This window comes from Sorangium sp. So ce131 (assembly GCF_051519095.1).
GTDB lineage: Bacteria > Myxococcota_A > Polyangia > Polyangiales > Polyangiaceae > Sorangium.
This window is the reverse complement of the sequence record NZ_CP150455.1, coordinates 9308075-9324865: the sequence shown is the minus strand read 5'-3', so window position 1 is coordinate 9324865 and position 16791 is coordinate 9308075. Positions and strand designations below refer to the sequence as shown.

The 16791-nt window shown below is 72.3% G+C and carries 15 protein-coding genes; 8 read left to right on the top strand and 7 right to left on the bottom strand.

All coding sequences use genetic code 11. The features are described 5' to 3' along the window. Positions 1-101: 101 nt before the first annotated feature. Positions 102-623, top strand: a complete 522-nt coding sequence (gene sixA, locus WMF43_RS33690; protein ID WP_437671024.1) for a phosphohistidine phosphatase SixA — start codon at positions 102-104, stop codon at positions 621-623. 57 nt (positions 624-680) lie between these two features. Here sixA and WMF43_RS33685 read toward each other — a convergent pair whose 3' ends face one another. Then, a complete protein-coding gene (locus WMF43_RS33685; protein WP_437671023.1) occupies positions 681-1715 on the bottom strand; it encodes an AAA family ATPase in 1035 nt (344 codons plus the stop codon). A 131-nt stretch (positions 1716-1846) separates the two neighbouring features. On the opposite strand from WMF43_RS33685, the gene WMF43_RS33680 reads away from it, so the two are divergent. Continuing rightward, positions 1847-3472 (top strand): flavohemoglobin expression-modulating QEGLA motif protein, encoded by a 1626-nt coding sequence (locus WMF43_RS33680; protein WP_437671022.1) that lies wholly within the window; start codon positions 1847-1849, stop codon positions 3470-3472. Between the two features lie 66 nt (positions 3473-3538). Here the strand turns inward: WMF43_RS33680 and WMF43_RS33675 are convergent, their stop codons facing one another. Both WMF43_RS33675 and WMF43_RS33670 read right to left on the bottom strand, forming a co-directional pair. Then, positions 3539-4390 (bottom strand): RNA polymerase sigma factor, encoded by an 852-nt coding sequence (locus WMF43_RS33675; RefSeq protein ID WP_437671021.1) that lies wholly within the window; start codon positions 4388-4390, stop codon positions 3539-3541. A 263-nt stretch (positions 4391-4653) separates the two neighbouring features. Further along, on the bottom strand, positions 4654-5445 hold the full coding sequence (locus tag WMF43_RS33670) for an enoyl-CoA hydratase/isomerase family protein (protein WP_437671020.1): 792 nt from the start codon (positions 5443-5445) through the stop codon (positions 4654-4656). Between the two features lie 86 nt (positions 5446-5531). On the opposite strand from WMF43_RS33670, the gene WMF43_RS33665 reads away from it, so the two are divergent. The 5 genes from WMF43_RS33665 to WMF43_RS33645 all read left to right on the top strand — a co-directional run bounded on the left by WMF43_RS33665 (position 5532) and on the right by WMF43_RS33645 (position 11567). After that, a complete protein-coding gene (locus tag WMF43_RS33665; RefSeq protein ID WP_044989135.1) occupies positions 5532-5798 on the top strand; it encodes a phosphopantetheine-binding protein in 267 nt (88 codons plus the stop codon). Positions 5799-5823: 25 nt separating this feature from the next. Continuing rightward, entirely contained in the window at positions 5824-8136 is a 2313-nt protein-coding gene (locus tag WMF43_RS33660; protein ID WP_437671019.1) for a beta-ketoacyl synthase N-terminal-like domain-containing protein, read from the top strand. Beyond that, complete coding sequence (locus WMF43_RS33655; RefSeq protein WP_437671018.1) at positions 8133-9047, top strand: hypothetical protein; 915 nt, start codon at positions 8133-8135, stop codon at positions 9045-9047. The genes WMF43_RS33660 and WMF43_RS33655 overlap by 4 nt, the downstream gene beginning before the upstream one ends. Beyond that, positions 9044-10966 (top strand): beta-ketoacyl synthase N-terminal-like domain-containing protein, encoded by a 1923-nt coding sequence (locus tag WMF43_RS33650; RefSeq protein ID WP_437671017.1) that lies wholly within the window; start codon positions 9044-9046, stop codon positions 10964-10966. Before WMF43_RS33655 ends, WMF43_RS33650 begins: the two co-directional genes overlap by 4 nt. A 115-nt stretch (positions 10967-11081) precedes the next feature. Continuing rightward, on the top strand, positions 11082-11567 hold the full coding sequence (locus WMF43_RS33645) for a hypothetical protein (protein WP_437671016.1): 486 nt from the start codon (positions 11082-11084) through the stop codon (positions 11565-11567). 86 nt (positions 11568-11653) lie between these two features. Here the strand turns inward: WMF43_RS33645 and WMF43_RS33640 are convergent, their stop codons facing one another. From WMF43_RS33640 to asnS, 4 genes are all read right to left on the bottom strand, one after another. Continuing rightward, a complete protein-coding gene (locus WMF43_RS33640; RefSeq protein WP_437671015.1) occupies positions 11654-12568 on the bottom strand; it encodes a patatin-like phospholipase family protein in 915 nt (304 codons plus the stop codon). A 41-nt stretch (positions 12569-12609) separates the two neighbouring features. Then, positions 12610-13233: a hypothetical protein gene (locus WMF43_RS33635; RefSeq protein ID WP_437671014.1), complete on the bottom strand. Its 624-nt coding sequence runs from the start codon at positions 13231-13233 to the stop codon at positions 12610-12612. A gap of 94 nt (positions 13234-13327) precedes the next feature. Further along, a complete protein-coding gene (locus WMF43_RS33630) occupies positions 13328-14164 on the bottom strand; it encodes a class II glutamine amidotransferase (protein ID WP_437671013.1) in 837 nt (278 codons plus the stop codon). Between the two features lie 405 nt (positions 14165-14569). Then, entirely contained in the window at positions 14570-15910 is a 1341-nt protein-coding gene (gene asnS, locus WMF43_RS33625; RefSeq protein ID WP_437671012.1) for an asparagine--tRNA ligase, read from the bottom strand. Positions 15911-15974: 64 nt separating this feature from the next. Here asnS and WMF43_RS33620 point away from each other — a divergent pair, with 64 nt between their 5' ends. Continuing rightward, entirely contained in the window at positions 15975-16784 is an 810-nt protein-coding gene (locus WMF43_RS33620) for a PDZ domain-containing protein (protein WP_437671011.1), read from the top strand. Positions 16785-16791: the final 7 nt, after the last annotated feature.

Genomic DNA, 16791 nt, shown 5'->3' with positions numbered 1-16791 from the left:
CCCGCTCGCTCCCCGCGCGCGGCGCTCCCCTGCCGGCGGCTGCGTTTATTCCCCGCGCGCGGCGCTCCCCCGCTGGCGGCTCGGCAGGTTAAGGTCTGCGCATGGAGATCCTCATCATTCGTCACGGCCAGGCCGTCGATGACGCGCCTGAGCTGGGCGACGCCGGTCGCTGGTTGACTGGCAAGGGCCGCAAGGTCACCCGTCGGGTCGCCCGGTGGCTCGCGAAGCAGAAGGACCGACGCCCGGCCGCGATCTGGACGAGCCCCCTCGTGCGCTCCGTGCAGACCGCGGAGATCCTCGCCGAGGCCGCCGAGCTGACGGCCGAGGTCTCGGTGGTCGCCGAGCTCTCTCCGTCGCGCGACACCGCCGAGCTCCTGCGGCTGCTCTCGCAGCATCAGGGGCCGCAGCCGCTGGCGCTCGTGGGGCACGAGCCGTCCCTGTCGACCCTGGTCACCTCGCTGCTCGGCGACGTCGGCTGGACGGGCCTGAAGAAGAGCGGCGTCGTGGCGGTGAGCTGGGACGGGCGCGGGCCGGGGGTCTGTCGCTTCTCCCTCGATGTGAAGGCCATGAAGGCGGTCAACCCGATGAAGGAGGCGCCGCAACAGGCGCCTCGGTCCCGCTAGCGACCGCCGCGCGACGCGGCGCCCCGCGCCGACGGGCTGAGCCCTTCGGGGCGGTGCTCAGCGCACCGATCGCTCGACGGCGCTCAGCACGTCGACGTCGCGCACGCCGTCGGCTTCCGCGCGGTACGAGAGCACGATCCGGTGCCGCAGCGCGGGGATGAGCAGCGCCCTCACGTCGTCCACGTCCGCGGCCGCTTCGCCGCGGAGCGCCGCGCGCGCCTTGGCGGCGATCACGAGCGCCTGGCTGCCGCGCGGGCCTGCGCCGTAGCGCACGTAGTCCCGGACCTCCTGCGCCGCGCGCTCCGTCCCCGGCCGCGTCGCCCTGGTGAGGCGCACCGCGAGATCCACGGCCTCGTCGGTCACCGGGATCCTCGGGATGAGGCGGCCGATCGCCCGCACCTCCGCCGCCTTGAGCACCGCCTCGATCGCCGGCGGTTTGCCCGACGTCGTCCGCCGCGCGACCTCGCGCTCCTCGGCCTCGCTCGGGTACGTGACGTGGATCTCGAGCAGGAACCGATCGAGCTGCGCCTCGGGCAGGGGGTACGTCCCCTCCTGCTCGATCGGGTTTCGCGTCGCGAACACCTGGAAGGGATCGGGGAGGGCGTGCGTGGTGGTCCCGACGGTCACCTTGCGCTCCTGCATCGCCTCGAGCAGCGCGGCCTGGGTCTTCGGCGGCGTGCGGTTCACCTCGTCGGCGAGGACGAGGTTGTGGAAGATGGGCCCGGGCTGGAAGCGCAGGCTCCGGGATCCGTGCTGCTCGTGCAGCACGTCGGTGCCGGTGATGTCGGCGGGCAAGAGGTCCGGCGTGAACTGGACGCGCCCGAAGCTGAGGTCGAGCGCCTTGGCGAGCGACGAGACGAGCAGCGTCTTGGCGAGGCCCGGGACGCCGACGAGCAGCGCATGGCCGCGCGCGGCGAGCGTGATCAGCATCGCCTCGACGACCTCGTCCTGCCCGACCACCGCCGCCGCGATCGCCGCACGGAGCCGCCTGGCCCCGTCCGCGGTGCGCTCGAGGAGCGCGGCGTCCGAGAGGGAGCTCGACTCCTCGTCGGCGGCCAGCGCGGCGTCTTTCCTGTGCTCGGGGTCGCTCATATGAGGCAGGGCTCGTACCCCGAGGCCGCGATGCCGACAAGGACCGGGCGAAGCCCGCGCCCTCCGCGGCGCGTGTTCTGCTCGGGTGAGGTTTGATCCGGCAGGTGAGCCGGTGTTAGCAATCGAGGGTCATGGCGCAGAGCTCTGGGGCCCGGGAGAGGAGGGAGGCGCACGAAGCGGACGGAGAAGCTCAGCGCGAGCTCGCGGCAGGCGCTCCCGCGGAGGCCCCGCGCGGCAACGGCGCCGGCGCGGCGGGGGTCGACGCGGGGGCGGGGGTCGACGCGGGGGCGGGGGGCGACGCGGGGGCGGGGGGCGACGCGAGGGCGGAGGGCGACGCGAGGGCGGAGGGCGACGCCGGGGCGGAGGGGCGAGGCGGCCCTCACGAAGGCAGCGGAGCGAACGCGGCGGCGCCGTCGGCTCCGCTCGAGTCGCTGAGCCTGCGCGACGAGCCGATCCCGCGCGCGCCGCTCTCGCCGGTCTCCGGGCCGTGGCGCTCCTACAAGGAGATCCTCGCGAACCTCGCCCAGCGTGTGCTCGACGCGCAGCGGCCGATCCGCATCCTTCAGGCGCTCCGATGGGATGCGGACGTCGAGGAGCAGTTCCTCCGCTCGAGGCAGCGCGAGCTGCCCAGGGTGAGCTACGCGGAGGATCTCGGGTTCGACCCGGAGGCCAAGCTGCGCGAGATCGAGCAGATCCTCCGCGACGCCGAGCGCGAGCTCGGAAAGCGCGACCGGCTCGGGCAGATCCTCCGCACGACCGCGGACGAGTACCGGCAGGCCGTCCGCATGCTCATGGGGCGGGGCACGAAGGCGTTCTACACCCTCTCCCGCGAGCTCTACGGTTCCCCGAAGGACAAGCTGCCCGACGGAAAGACGAGCGTGCGGGACATGGGGGTCGTGCTCTATGACCTCCTGACGGCGATCGGCGGTGAGCGGCTCGGTCCGCCGCAGCAGCGCGAGATCACGGCGGAGATGGCGGCGATCGAGCTGAATGCCCGGTTCGACCGCTTCTTCGGCGGCGCGTCGATCCGGGTGCAGGTGGACGACTCGCTCCTGGCGGACGCCGCCGCCGGCAGCGACTACGTGAAGATCCGGAGCGGCGCGATGTTCTCCAAGAGCGACGTCGACATCCTCGAGGCGCACGAGGGGTGGGTCCACGTCGCGACGAGCCTGAACGGACAGGCGCAGCCGGTGGCGCGGTGGCTGGCCAAGGGGCCGCCGCGCACCACGGCCGTCCAGGAGGGGCTCGCGGTCCTGGTCGAGATCCTCACCTTCAGGAGCACTCCCCGCCGAGCGAAGAAGCTGAACGACCGCATCCTCGCGGTGGACAAGGCGGAGGATGGCGCGTCGTTCCTCGACGTGTTCGAGTGGTACCGCACCGAGGGCTACGAGGAAGAAGAGTGCTTCCAGAATGCTCGGCGCGTCTTCCGCGGCGGCCTGCTCGAGGGGGGGGCGCCGTTCACGAAGGACGCCTGCTACTGCAAAGGGATTGTCCTCAACTACGCGTTCATGCGCGCCGCCATTCAGCACGATCGGGCGATGCTCATCCCGTTCCTCTTCGTGGGGAAGGTCGCGCACGAGGACGTCCCGATCCTGTATGCGCACGTGACCGATGGGATCGTCCGCCCGCCGCCGTACCTCCCGCCGATGTTCGACGACATGAACGGGCTGGCGATCTGGATCTGCTATTCTTCCTTCTTCTCCCGCCTCGGGAGCACTGCGATCGCCGAGCACTACGGCAGGATGCTGGATCACTGAGCCGCTCGGGGCGTGTGCTGCCTGCTTCGGGCGGCGTCCGCGCGGCGGGGGCCGGCGGCAGGAGGTTCACAGCGGCGGCGCTGCGTAGGGGGGCGCGCCGGAGCCGGCCGTGTGCGCGGCGCCGATCGCGCGTGTCACCGCGATCCAGAGCTTGCGCCGGGTCGGGTCGGGCACCTCGGGGATGGTCCGTGCGGCGCTCAAGAGCGCCTCCGCGTCTACCGTTCGGGAGCGCTCCGCGACCGGGAGCCTCAGGCAGCCGCCGAGCGCGCGCCGTTCTTCGGCGTTCATGCGCTTCACCGCCACGCGGAAGTCCTGCCGGGCGAGCCGGAGCCGGTTGCGCACCGTGTTCTCTTTCTCCATCAGCTCGCGCGCGATGTCGGCGATCGGGACCTCGAGAAGGTCGTGCAGGATCAGGATGCGCTGCCGATCGAGATCGAGCGTTCCGAGCAGCCGGCCGACGAGCTGGCCCAGCTGCTCGCGCGCGAGCAGCTGCTCCGAGCTCAAGCCCGGGTCCGCCTGGTCGAACGGCCAGCTCGTCCCGGCCCCTACCGCCACCTCTCGCCGCCGGTAGGCGCGGTCGCGGTAATGGCCTGCTTGCCGCCACGCGATGCCGAACAGCCAGCGCTTCAGGGGCTCCCAGAGCGGCGTCGCGGCGCGAGGAGGAGCGCCGTGAGCCGGGCCCGGTCCATGCGCGGGGAGGTGAGGGGCGGAGGGCTCCTCGCCTGCGCTGCGCCCTGGATCGAAGCCATCGAGGGCATGGTAGGCAGCGATCATGACGTCCTGCAGGACGTCGTCGATGTCGCGCTCCGCCACCCCCAACCAGCGAAGCGCTTGACGCAGGAACGACAGGCCAACGGTGTACACGGTCTCGAAGCTGGGCCGCACGAGATGCAGCGCGTGCTCAAGAGGCTGTTGCATGCCTGAACTTACGTACAGCAACGCCTGCTGATTTCAAAATCGTCAGACCGTCAAAAGAACGGCGCGAAATGTAATCTAATTAACAGTATGAACCTTGAGCGCCGGTTGCTCACGGGGAGAGGCACCCGGCTCATGTTGCCGCGGGCTCGTCAGGCCCGCGAGCGCGCACGTCGTCTCGAGGTGCGAGCCGGTCGTGCGACGAGCAGATAACGTCCAGGCAGAAGGGCGACGACGTGGTGCAGCGTTGTCGCGGCAGAGCTCGCTCATTTGCCCTGGAAGATCGGCTTTCGTTTTTCCATGTACGCGGCGAGCCCCTCGCGGGCGTCCTCGGACGCGAACAGCTCCGCCTGAAGCTCACGCTCCAGCGCGAGCCCCTGTTCAAGGCCTACCTCGAAGCCTGTCTGCACGGCGCGCTTGATGCGTCCGACCGCCAGCGCCGCGCGGTCCGGCAGCGTGAACGTGTGACCGTAGGCGAGGATCCGGTCCATGAACTCGTCGTGGGATGCCGTCTCCCAGACGTCGTTGACCAGGCCGTACGAGAGCGCCGTCTCGAAATCGAACGTCTGCCCCTCGCACATCAGCTGGATGGCGCGGGACTTCCCGATGAGCCTGGCCAGCCGCTGCGTCCCGCCCGTCCCCGGCAGCACCCCGAGCGTGATCTCGGGGAGGCCGATCTTGCCGGCGCCCTTGCGGGCGATCCGGAGGTCGCACGCCATCGCGATCTCGAGCCCGCCCCCTACCGTGTGGCCGTTCAGCGCTGCAATGCAGAGCTTCGGCGTGTGCTCGAGGCGGCTCAACGTCTCATTCGCGTGGAGGCAGAAGTAGTATTTGAACGTCGGATCCGACTCGCGGAGCATGCTGATGTTCGCCCCGGCGCAGAAGAACTTTTCGCCATGCCCGGTAATGACGATGACATGCACGTCGTTGTCGAAGCGGGCCTCGAGGATGGCTGCATCGAGGTCCTTCATCATCTCGTGGGTGTAGCCGTTGACGGGCGGGTCATTGAGCGTCAGCAGCGCGACGCCGGCAGAGGTGGCGTAGTCGACGAGAGCCATGGGAGCTCATTTACCAAACCGACAGACAAAAGTGCGGCCCTCTGGTAGAAAGGCGCGGAATTGTGCTACCCCGCAGGGACGTGCTCATGAACGCGCAGGACGTGCGGCAGAAGTTGAAAGAACTCATGGTCGAGGAGCTCAACCTCGAGGGGAAGACGCCGGCCGACATCGACGACGCCGCGCCGCTGTTCGGCGAGGGGCTGGGCCTCGATTCGCTGGACGCGCTTCAGCTCGCCATGAGCGTGGAGGAGCGCTTCGGCGTCCGCATCCCCGAGGGGGACGAGGCGAGGCCGATCTTCGCGTCGGTCGACGCGCTCGTCGCCCACATCATCAAGTCGACCGCGGCGGCGTGATCGCGCCGCAGAGAGCCGTTCGAGCGTGCGAATCTGGGTGACGGGCGTCGGGGTCGTCTCGCCCCTCGGGCGCGGGGCGACCGCGACGATGGACCGGCTCATCGCCGGCGATCGGGCCTTCGCGCCGCTCTCGCTGTTCGATATCCCGGGGACGCGCGCGCGCATCGCCGCGGAGGTGCGCGGCCTCTCCCCCGAGGAGGTCGCGCCGCCGGGCGAGGCGGAAGGGTGGTCGCGGACCGACGCGATGGCCGTGCTCGCGGCCCGCGAGGCGCTCGCGCATGCAGGCGTCGACCCCGGGGCGCGGCCGGTGGACCTCGTGGTCGGCGGGACGACCGCCGGGATGTTCGAGACCGAGGAGCTCCTCGCCTGGTTGTCTCATGATCCCAGCGCGATCGCGCCGCTGAAGCGCATGCTCTCGCATCCGCTCTCGTCGACGGCCGACCACGTCCGCGCCGCCGTCGGCCCGTTCCGCCGGGTGCGGAGCATCTGCAGCGCCTGCTCCAGCGGCGCGAACGCCATCCTGCTCGCCGCCGCTTGGCTCCGGGCGGGCCTGTCCAGCTGCGTCCTCGCCGGCGGCGCCGATGGCCTCTGCCGGCTGACGTACACCGGCTTCGGCGCGCTCGCCGCCGTGGATCCGGACCCGTGCCGCCCGTTCGACCGACGGCGCGCCGGGCTGAACCTCGGAGAGGCTGCGGCGTTCTTGCTCCTCGAGCCGGAGGACGCCGCGCGCGCGCGCGGCGCGCAGCCGATCGTCGAGCTCCGCGGCTGGGCGACCGGCGCCGAGGCGCACCACATCACCAACCCCGAGCGCGAGGGGCGCACCGCCGCGCGCGTCATGCGCGACGCGCTGCGGTGCGCGGCGCTCACGCCCTCCGACCTCGACTACGTGAACGCGCACGGCACCGCGACGCCCCTGAACGACGTCATGGAGAGCGCCGCCCTGCGCGCGTGCCTCGGCCCGGAGGTGGAGCGCATCGCCGTCTCGTCCTCGAAGGGGCAGATCGGGCACACGCTCGGCGCGGCGGGCGCGGTCGAGGCGGCGATCACCGCGCTCGCCATCGCGCGCGGCGTGATGCCGCCGACGGGCGGCCTCGAGGAGGTCGATCCGGAGTGCCGGCTCGTGCACCTCACGGAGGCGCGCGAGGCGCCCATCCGGGCGGCGATGTCGAACTCGTTCGGCTTCGGCGGGACGGACAGCGTGCTCGTGTTCGCGCAGCCCGATCGCTTCCCGCCTCCGCTCGGCGCCGGCAGCGCGCCGCCGCGGCGCTCGGTCGTCGTGACCGCGGCCGCGACGATCGGCCCGCTCGGCGTCCTCTCGTCTCGCGGCGGCGCGGCCTACCTCGAGCCGGGACCTCCTCCGGCCGAGGGGCCCATCACCTTCAACACGGGCGCGCACCTCGACCTCGCGCGCGCCCGGCGGCTCGATCGCGCGGGCAGGCTGACGACGGCCGCGATCCTGACGGCGGTCGCGGACGCCGGGCTCGGGGGGGCGACGCAGGTCGACGCCGGCGCGAGCGCCTCGTCCGCCGACGCCGCGCCGAGCCGCGTTTTCCCCGGGGCCATCGTCGGCGCCTCGTTCGGGAGCGTCGACGCCTCGACGGCGTACATGCGGCGCATCTACGACAAGGGGGCGAAGTACGCGAGCCCCGCCGACTTCCCGAACCTGGTCCCGTCGTCGCCGGTCGGGCACGCTTCGATCTACCTGGGCCTCCGCGGGCCGGTGTTCGCCATGGCCGACCTCGGGGCGACCGCGGAGGCGGCGATGGTCACGGCGATCGAGCTGATCACGGCCGGGGAAGGGGAGGCGATCGCCGCCGGCAGCGTCGAGGAGGCGAGCCCCATGATCGAGCGCTGCCTCGGGCCGATCTGCTCGGAGGTCGTCAGCTCCGGCGCGCGCAGCGAGGGCGCCGCCGTGCTGCTCTTCGAGAGCGACGCGGCGGTGCGCGAGCGCGGGGCGCGCCCGGTGGCGGAGGTCGCGTGGTGGAGCTCCTGGCGCGGCGATGGCGCCGGGATGCTCGCGAGCGCGCCGGCGCCCGCGCCGGTCCGACCTGCCGCGCACGGCGCCCCGCGAGCGCCGCGCGACGTCCCGTCGCCGGCCGCCGTGTTCATCGGGCGGCAGGAGGAGCGCATCGTCGCTTGCCTGCACGGAACTCCGTGGGCCGAGGTGCCGCGCTCCACGCTGGCGTCGCGCGCGGGGGAGCACGAGGGGGCCGGCGGCTTCGCTGCGGCGGCGGCCGTCGCGGCGCTCGCGAGCGGCGCCCTCGCGAGCGTGCTCATCCTGGGCGGCGCGCCCGATCGCGGGTACGCGATCCTCCTGGTTGCGCCCGGCGACGCGTGACGACGCCCCGCGCAGCGCCAGGCCGTCGGGGACGCCGCCTCGCGCGCGCCGCGGGCCTGCTCCTCTCGCTGTCGTGCGCTCCCGCTTGCGCCGCGCCGGTCGCCCGGCGCGGCGGGGCGCTCGACGCCGAGCTCGCGCGGCTCCTGCCTCGCTCGCCGGTCGACCCGTCCGCGGCGCCGGGCGGCGCGGGCGCGTGGCGCGACGGGCGCCGGCGCCTCGCCGCGCTCCGCCGCGAGGTCGAGGGGGCTGGCCCGCGCACCCTGCGCGTCCGTCTGGCGCTGCTCGAGCCCCACACGCGAAGGCTGATCGAGGCGCGCGGCGCGATCGCGATCGCGCCGCCGGCGACGCGCGGGCATGAGCGCGCGGCTTTCGCCGCGGGCCTCGCGCCGGAGGGCGCGCTCCGCATGATCCTCCTCGGCCCGGGCGGCACCACCGCGCTCGATCTGTGGACGCGCGGCGATCGGTTCCGCTTCGCCGTCCCCGCGCTCGATCTGCTGAAGCGCGGCGACGCCTCGACCCCGCGCGCCTCGCTCCGCGGCCTGCCTGTCGAGTTCCTCCGCTGGTGGATGCTCCGTCCAGCGGCGGGGACGTTGCTCTGGTACGAGCGCTCTCGAGGCACGGACACCTTCGTCCTGCGCGACGGCGACGCCGTGATCGATCTGCGGATCAACGACCGCGGCCTGCTCGGCGCGCGCCGCACCACCTGGTCGACCGCGGGCGGCGCGCGCCGGCGCCTGCTCGACGAGGAGGTCGTCATCGCGGAGGGCATGGGCTGCGGGAACGTCCGCTACGCGCAGGCCTCGACCGGGCTGCTCGTCACGGTGATCTGCGAGGCCGAGGAGCGGGAGCGCGCCCCGGATCCGCGCGCCTTCGTCGATCCCGACGCCCTCCAGGCAGGCGGAGGCTCATGAGCGACGCGTGTGTGATCGCGTCGGGCGCGGTCTCCGCGCTCGGCCTCGGCCCCCACGCCTACCGCGTCCCCGGCGTCGGCGAGCCGGCGCCCGTCGCCATCGCGGAGGACGCGGAGCTCGCGCGCGCGGGCCTCGTGCGGCCGCTCTCGGCGCGCGCGCCCGCGGAGCTCGGCGTCGCTGCAGGCCGTGATCGCGCCGCGGATCTCCTGAAGGCGGCGCTGTCCCAAACGCTCGCGGCGCTCGACGGCGTGCGCCCGGGCTGGCGCGAGGAGCGCATCGGCATCGCCCTCGGGACGTCCAGCGGCGGCATGCTCACCGCGGAGCGGTACTTCGCTGCCCGGGCCGAAGGCGCCTCGCCCGGCGCGCTCGCCGCGCTCGCCCGCGGCGCGACCTATTTCGCGCCCTTCGACGAGGCGCTCGCCTCGTTCGGGCTCGGGCGGATCCCGCTTCGCACGCACCTGCTCGCCGCGTGCGCCGCGAGCACCCTGGCGATCGGCCTCGGCCTCCGCTGGCTCGATCGCGACGCCTGCGACCTCGTGCTCGCCGGCGGCTACGACGCCCTCAGCGTGTTCGTCGCCGCCGGCTTCGAGGCGCTCCGCGCGACCACGGCGTCCAGGCCTCGCCCCTTCCGCATCGGCCGCGACGGCATGGCGCTCGGCGAGGGCGCCGCCGTCCTCGCGCTCGTGCGCGAGGATCGGCGCCGGGGCGCGCCGGTGATGTTCCGCGTCGCCGGCTTCGGCGCGTCCACGGACGCGGTGCACATCACCGCCCCGGATCGGACCGGCGCGGGGCTCGCGCGCGCCGGCGCGGCGGCGCTCGCGGACGCCGGGTGGCCTGCCTCGCGCGTCGGGCTCGTCAGCGCCCACGCCACGGCGACGCCCTACAACGACGCGATGGAGTCGCGCGCGATCGCCGCGCTCTTCGCTGCGCCCGGCCCGCCGGCGCCCTCCGAGGAGCAGCCGCGCGCTTGTCCCTCTCCGCCGGTGGTCCACCCGTTCAAGGCGCAGATCGGGCACACGCTCGGAGCCGCGGGCGCGCTCGAGGCGCTCGCGGCCGCCGCCGCGCTCGGGGCGTCCATCGCCCCGCCGGCGGCGTCCGAGGGCGAGCTCGATCCCGACGCGCCGGCCGTCCTGCTCGAGCGCGCCGAGCCGCGCCCGCTCCAGGCGGCGCTCAAGCTCTCGGCTGCGTTCGGCGGCGCCAACGCCGCGCTCCTGATCACGAAGCCCGCGAGCGGGCGTCGCCCTCGGCGCGCCCGCCCCGTGTTCCTCCGCGCCCACGCGCGCGTGACGGGCTTCGACCTCGGGCGCCTCGCCGAGGCGACCGGCGTCGCGCGCGACCGGCTCGCGCGCCTCGACGCGCTCTGCCGGCTCGGTCTGTCCGCGGTGGCGGCGCTCGCTGCCGTCGTCGGCGCCGACGCCCTGCGCGGCGCTGGCATCGTCGCGGGCCAGGCGCTCGCCACCATCGACACCAACGAGATCTACGACGCCCGCCGCCGCGCGCGCGGCGCCCGCTACGTCGAGCCGCGCCTCTTCCCCGCCACCTCGCCGAACGCGATCGCGGGCGAGTGCGCCATCGTCTATCAGCTCACGGGGCCGAGCTTCGCGGTCGGCGCGGGGCTCGGCGGCGCGCTCGAGGCGCTCCGCGCCGCGGCCGAGCTCGTCGCGATGTCCGACGCGGACCGCATGGTCGTCCTCGCCGCCGACGACGCGGGGCCCGTCGCGCGTGATCTGCTCGACGCCGCCGGCGTCCTCGACGCCGCCCGCGCGCTCTCCAGCGGCGCCGTCGCGCTCCTTCTCCAGGCGGAGCCGGGCGAGGCTGGGCGGCTGCGGGAGGTGGATCCGGACCTCACCGTCGACCACGAAGGGTCGGTCGGCCACCTCGCCCTCCTCCGCTGGCTCGGGCTCGGTGAGGACGGCTAGGCCCGTCCGCGTCATCCGCGGCGTTCGTGATCGCTTCGCTTGCCGATCTGTGCCCCCATCTGGCAAGGTCTCCGCTGGAATCCCCGGGTCCCTCCGGGCGTTGTCCTTCCTGCGTATGCTCTGCCGCCAAACAAAAGCCGTCGCTTCGTTCCTCGTCGTCGCTTCGACCGTCCTCGCCGGCTGCGCGACCCACTACATCCCGAACACGGATGTCGAGGACAGCGAAGACAACCGCAAGATCATCTCGTTCTGCGAGAAGTACCGCAACGCGGTGGAGAGCAAGAACGTCGGCGCGCTGCTCCAGCTCGCCTCGCCCAAGTACTACGAGGACGGCGGCAACATCGACGCGGCGGACGACCTCGATTACGCCGGCCTGCGCGCGTACCTCACCGGCAAGTTCCAGGATGCGCGCGCGATCCGCTACGAGATCCGCTACCGCCGCGTCCTCAAGGAGGATGACGTCATCTACGTCGACTACACCTACAGCGCCAGCTACCGCATCCCGGGTCGCAAGGGCGAGGAGTGGCGCCGCAAGGTGGACGACAACCGCCTCGAGCTCGTGGAGTTCCAGGACGAGTACCGCATCCTCGCGGGGATGTAGGTCGATCGAGGGCCGGCCAGCGCGCCGCTCGTCCGCGGCGCATCACACCCGAGCGGCGCCGTCGTCCCGGAGAGCGCTCCGGCTGGCTAGTTGAGCGCCCGCTTCGACGAGGGCGCGTCGAAGACGCCCTTCTCCTTCGCGGCGGCGAGCACGCGGAGCGCGGTCCGGTAGCCGCGCAGGACGAGCGGCTTCGCGGCGAACCGGTTCATGTAGCTGTACCGCCCGATCGCCGGCGCCACGTCCAGGAAGGTGACGTGCGGGTAGAGCTTGGAGAGCAGCTCGACACCGCGGCGTTCCTTCTCGCTCAGCAGGATGCTGAGCGACTGCCGGATGACGCTGAGCGCGCCGCTCCTCCCGACCGAGCGGCGCGACTCGTCGCGCTCCTCGGGGCGGTAGACGTTGGAGATGATCACGATGTTCGCGCCCGCGTTCACCGCCACGTCGGCGGAGAGCGTCCGGATGACCTCGCCGCTCAGGTGGTAACGACCGTTGATCCGGTACGGCCGGAACAGCCCGGGCACGCAGCAGCTCGCGGCCACGGCCTGGCTGATCGGCGTGACCTCGTCATAACCTGGCCCGAACACGACGCGCTTGGCGCTGTCCACGTCGACCGCTGTCACGTAGACCGAGTGCGGCAGCTGCCGGAAGTCGTTGATGGGCAACGTGCGCCGGACGTAGCGCTCGAGCCGATCGATCGAGAAGACGCCCGAGCAGAGGTACCCTGGATCGAGCACGTCGCGCAGGGACGGCGCCCCGAAGAAGCTCGACACGTGGAGGCGAGGTCCTCGATGGCGGCGGCGCCACGGGAGGCGGTACCCGTCGAGCAGCACGTCGAGCGGGATGTCCTGCCCGTAGGTCGCGCTGACCAGCGCGCCCGCCCCCGCGCCCACGTAGATCTCTGGGTGGATCCCCAGCTCCTCGCAGGCCTTCAGCACACCCAGGTGGGTCAGGCCTCGCGCGGCTCCCCCGGAGCCCACGAATGCGACCTTAAGCCGGCTCATCGGGACCTGATCTTGTCGGAGATGCGGCACAGGCGCAAAGCTTACTGTAATTGGAAGTCTTCGAGCAGTCGGTAGATCTTGAAACGGGGGCCATCGCGGCGGAGCCAGACCACGATCTCGTCGCCGAGCAGCCGGTCGGCCGCGATCCGCGCGGTCGTGATCGGCACCCGGATCACGACGTCTTGATCATCGAGCGTCTCCGGCTGAATCGCGGGGTGCTGCGGCGCTGCGAGCACGTCCTCCGCCCGGAAGACCTGGAGCTCCGATTCCCGATAAATCGGCTCCCCGGCGAGCTTTTCGTACTCGAGCCTCCGGAACCGCTGCTCCCACCACGGCCCGGCGCTCGGCGGCTGCCCCTGTCCGCCCGATCCTGTGTGGATCGCGAGGGCGTCGCCCGTCAGCAGCTCGCCCAGGGCCTCGCTGTCCTCGGTCACCACCCGCTTGAAGAACTCGGCCACGACGTCCAGCGCCAGGCCGATCCCGAGGGGCGTCCGCAAGGTCACGACGCTGTCGCCGGCGTCGGCCTCGTTCGCTGCTTGCGGAGGGGTGCTCGCCGGATCGATCGCCACGCCGTCAGGGCGGCGCCGCTCGTCGGGGAGCTCGGAGGCGGAGGGAAACGACGCTGAGCCTCCGAGCCCGCAGCCCAGGAGGGACGCGCCGAGCACGGCGGCGAGCAAGGAAGGACGCGCTGGCGGCGCTTGCGAGGGGTGAGGGGCGCCGGCCGGCGACAGGTGCGCCCGACGCGGGCGACGGCGGCGTTCAGATCGACTCGATCGCTGGCTCATCGGCGCGCGTGAACGTCACGATCGCACGCTCCCCGACGTGGGTCCACCCCGCGGGGACCTGGTCCTCATCGAAGTCCGACGCGACCAGCGTCAGGCGGCTCGCGGCATAGTCGGGCATGCGCATCCGGCCGAGGCCGCCGTCGCTCAGCAGCCGCTCCATGTCCTCGTTGCCCTGGTAGATGCGGTACGCCATCGTCGTGCCGCCATGGGCCGCGAGCAGGTACTCCGGGTTCGTGACCACGATGTTCATCGCGCTCGGCCCGGCGCCCTCCTCCGCGCAGAGCCGGTCGACGAGCGCGATGGAGGACCGGAGCGCTGCCCTCGCGCTCGCCGCGTCCACGTTGGGCCGGTCGAGCTGGCCGCTGTCGTGGAGGAAGGAGAGGAACAGGTGGAAAAGGATCTCGCTGTCGGTCTCCCCGCGGACGTCGCGCTGGAGGAACTGCGGCAGCGAGTCGCTGAGCTGAGCCCGCAGCCGGGCGAACCCTTCGACGGTGCCCGTATGGGCGAACAGCCACTGCCGGTAGCGGAACGGGTGCGTGTTCTCGGTGCGCAGGCTGCCGACCGTCGCGGCCCGGACGTGCGCCACGAGGATGTCGGCGCGCACGTCGCCCGTCATGTCGACCAGGCTGATCTCGGGTCGATCGTCGATCGGCCGGCGCTTCAGGAGGATCTCTCCTCCCTGGTAGAAGCCGACGCCCCAGCCGGGGATCACGCCCGCCTTCCGGCGAACCGTGAGGGCACGATCTTCGAGCTCGATCGCACGCGCGCCGAGATCCGGACGGTTACCGATGAAGCCGACGAGACGAGCCATAGCGTTGTCCTCGCGAAGTGGGTCGGGGAGGCGGGGGCAGTGCCCGGCTTGCCGGTAGAGCGCTCCCTCATCTGCAAGCAGGGGTGGCTCCGTCGGTAGGCCGAGTGAGCGCGGGGTCGCTGGTTGCGCCCTATGCTTTCTTGATACGACAGAGTCGCCTTGCAAGCGGAGCAAAAACGGATCCCCCGCGGCGAGCTTGGCTGCGGGCACGGCTTGACCACACTGCCCGCTGCGCGTTGTGCTGTCGTGTCACCTCTTACCCATCGCTCATCACGTGGCGATCTCCCACGCGCGGGGAGCGGCTAGCCTCAGGCGCTTTCTCGCGCTGGCCCGCCGCGTCGACGCGCTCGTGGCGCGTCGCGCCGTGACCACGACGCGCGCCGGCGTCCAGCCGCCCCGCCGGTATTACGGCGCGAGGCGATTCAGCATGCGCGGGAACGGGATCGTCTCGCGCACGTGCGGGAGGCCGCAGATCCAGGCGACGCTCCGCTCGACGCCTAGCCCGAAGCCTGCGTGCGGGAATGTGCCGTACCGGCGGAGGTCCAGGTACCAGCTGAACGCCTCGGGGGGCAACTTATGGACCTCGATCGCCCGCTCGAGGGTGGCGAGGTTGTCCTCGCGCTGCCCGCCCCCGATCACCTCGCCATAACCCTCCGGCGCCAGGACATCGACGCAGAGCGCGAGCCGGTCGTCCGCCGGATCGCGCTTCATGTAGAAGGCTTTCACCTCCGCCGGATAGCGGTGGATCATGACGGGCCGATCGTACCGGCTGGAGATGATCGTCTCGTCCTCGCCGCCGAGATCCTCGCCCCACGGGAAATCCTGAACTCCAGCTTCTCCCGCGGTTTTACGTTTCTCCGCGCGCGCCTCGTTGAGGATGGCGACCGCCTCGTCGTAACGGATGCGCGGGAACGGCTTCTTGACGGCCTCGAGCTTCGCCACGTCGCGCTCGAGCACGGCGAGCTCGGGGCGGCGCCGCTCGAGGACACGCTCGACGATGAAGCAGAGGAAGTCTTCCGCGAGGTCCATGTCGCCCTCGAGGTCCATGAACGCGACCTCGGGCTCGACCATCCAGAACTCGGCCAGGTGGCGGCGGGTCTTCGACTTCTCGGCGCGGAACGTCGGGCCGAAGCAGTAGGCCTTCCCGAACGCGGCCGCCGCCGCTTCCATGTAGAGTTGCCCGGACTGGGTGAGGTACGCCTTGTCCCCGTGGTATTCTGTCTCGAACAGCGTGCTCGTCCCCTCGCAAGCGTTCGGCGTGAAGATGGGCGCGTCCACGAGCGTGAAGCCCCGCCCGTCGAAGAAATCGCGGATGGCTTGGATGATGGTGTGACGCACGCGCAGGATCGCGTGCTGCCGCCGCGAGCGCAGCCAGAGGTGGCGGTGATCCATCAGGAAGTCGGTCCCGTGCTCCTTCGGGGAGATGGGGTACTCGCCGACAGTCGGACCGAGCAGGCGGAAGCCGGACGCGACGACCTCGAAGACGCCGGCCCGCTTCGGGTGCGCCTTCACCTCGCCCGCGACCTCGAGCACGCTCTCCTGCGCGACCTTGTCGGCGGCCGCGAAGACCTCGTCGCCGACGTCGCCCTTCGCCATGACGCACTGGACGGCGCCAAAGCCGTCGCGCAGCTCGAGGAAGTGGAGCTTGCCGCTCGAGCGCTTGTTGTAGAGCCATCCGCGGAGCACGACGGTGCGGCCGACGTGCGCGCTCAGGTCGCTGGTAGCGATGACGGGCAGGTCCTGCATGGGAGCCCGAAATAGCACGGTTTAGTTGCGGCTGACCCCGGCTCCGGCCAAAAATGGCGTCATCTTGGCTCTCCGAAGGCGCCGCGCGCTCTGCCTGCCCGCGTTCCTCGTGCTGCTCGCTGCTGCGGGCTGCTCGGCTCTCTACCCGGAGCTCGCCAGCCCGCTCCGCGTGCCCCCGGAAGGGCAGGAGCTCCACCCGCCGCCGCCCGAGGACGTCCGGTGGATCCGGGTCCTCGGGGCGCGTATCCCGGAGCGGACGCGGGACGGGCGATCCTGGGACCAAGGGGGGCTTCCGGACCCTTACGCCCGCATCTTCGTGAACGACGTCGAGATCTTCCGGACGGCCGCGCAGCCGGACACGGTGGAGCCGACCTGGCCCGGCGGCCCGAGCGGCAACTTCCGCGTCCTTCCCGAGGACCGGCTCCGGGTGGAGGTCTGGGACGAGAACCCGCTCGCCGACAAGCCGATCGGGGTCCGCGAGTTCAGTCGCGTGACCGACACACAACGCGCCGCCGGCGAGATCCTGGCCGAGCTGAACGGGGGCGGCTCGCTGACCCTGGCGTTCCAGCCGGCCCACGCCAAGGTCGGCCTGGGCCTCTGGTACGAGCTGCATTCGGGCTCCGCGTTCATCTCGCGGACGATCGAGGGAGGGCCCGCCGAGCGCGCCGGGCTCCGCAAAGGCGACGAGGTCCTCGAGATCGCGGGGCGCCCCGTGCGGCGCATGGCCGTGCGCGAGATCCGGCGCGTGTTCGACGCCGTGCCGCGCGGAGGGCTCACCCTCCTCGTGAAGCACGGAACGGGCACGACGGAGCGGATCCGGGTCCAGGAGGGGCCGATCTACCCCCTGTTCGACGCGTTCGGGCCGGTCGAGTAGAGGCCCG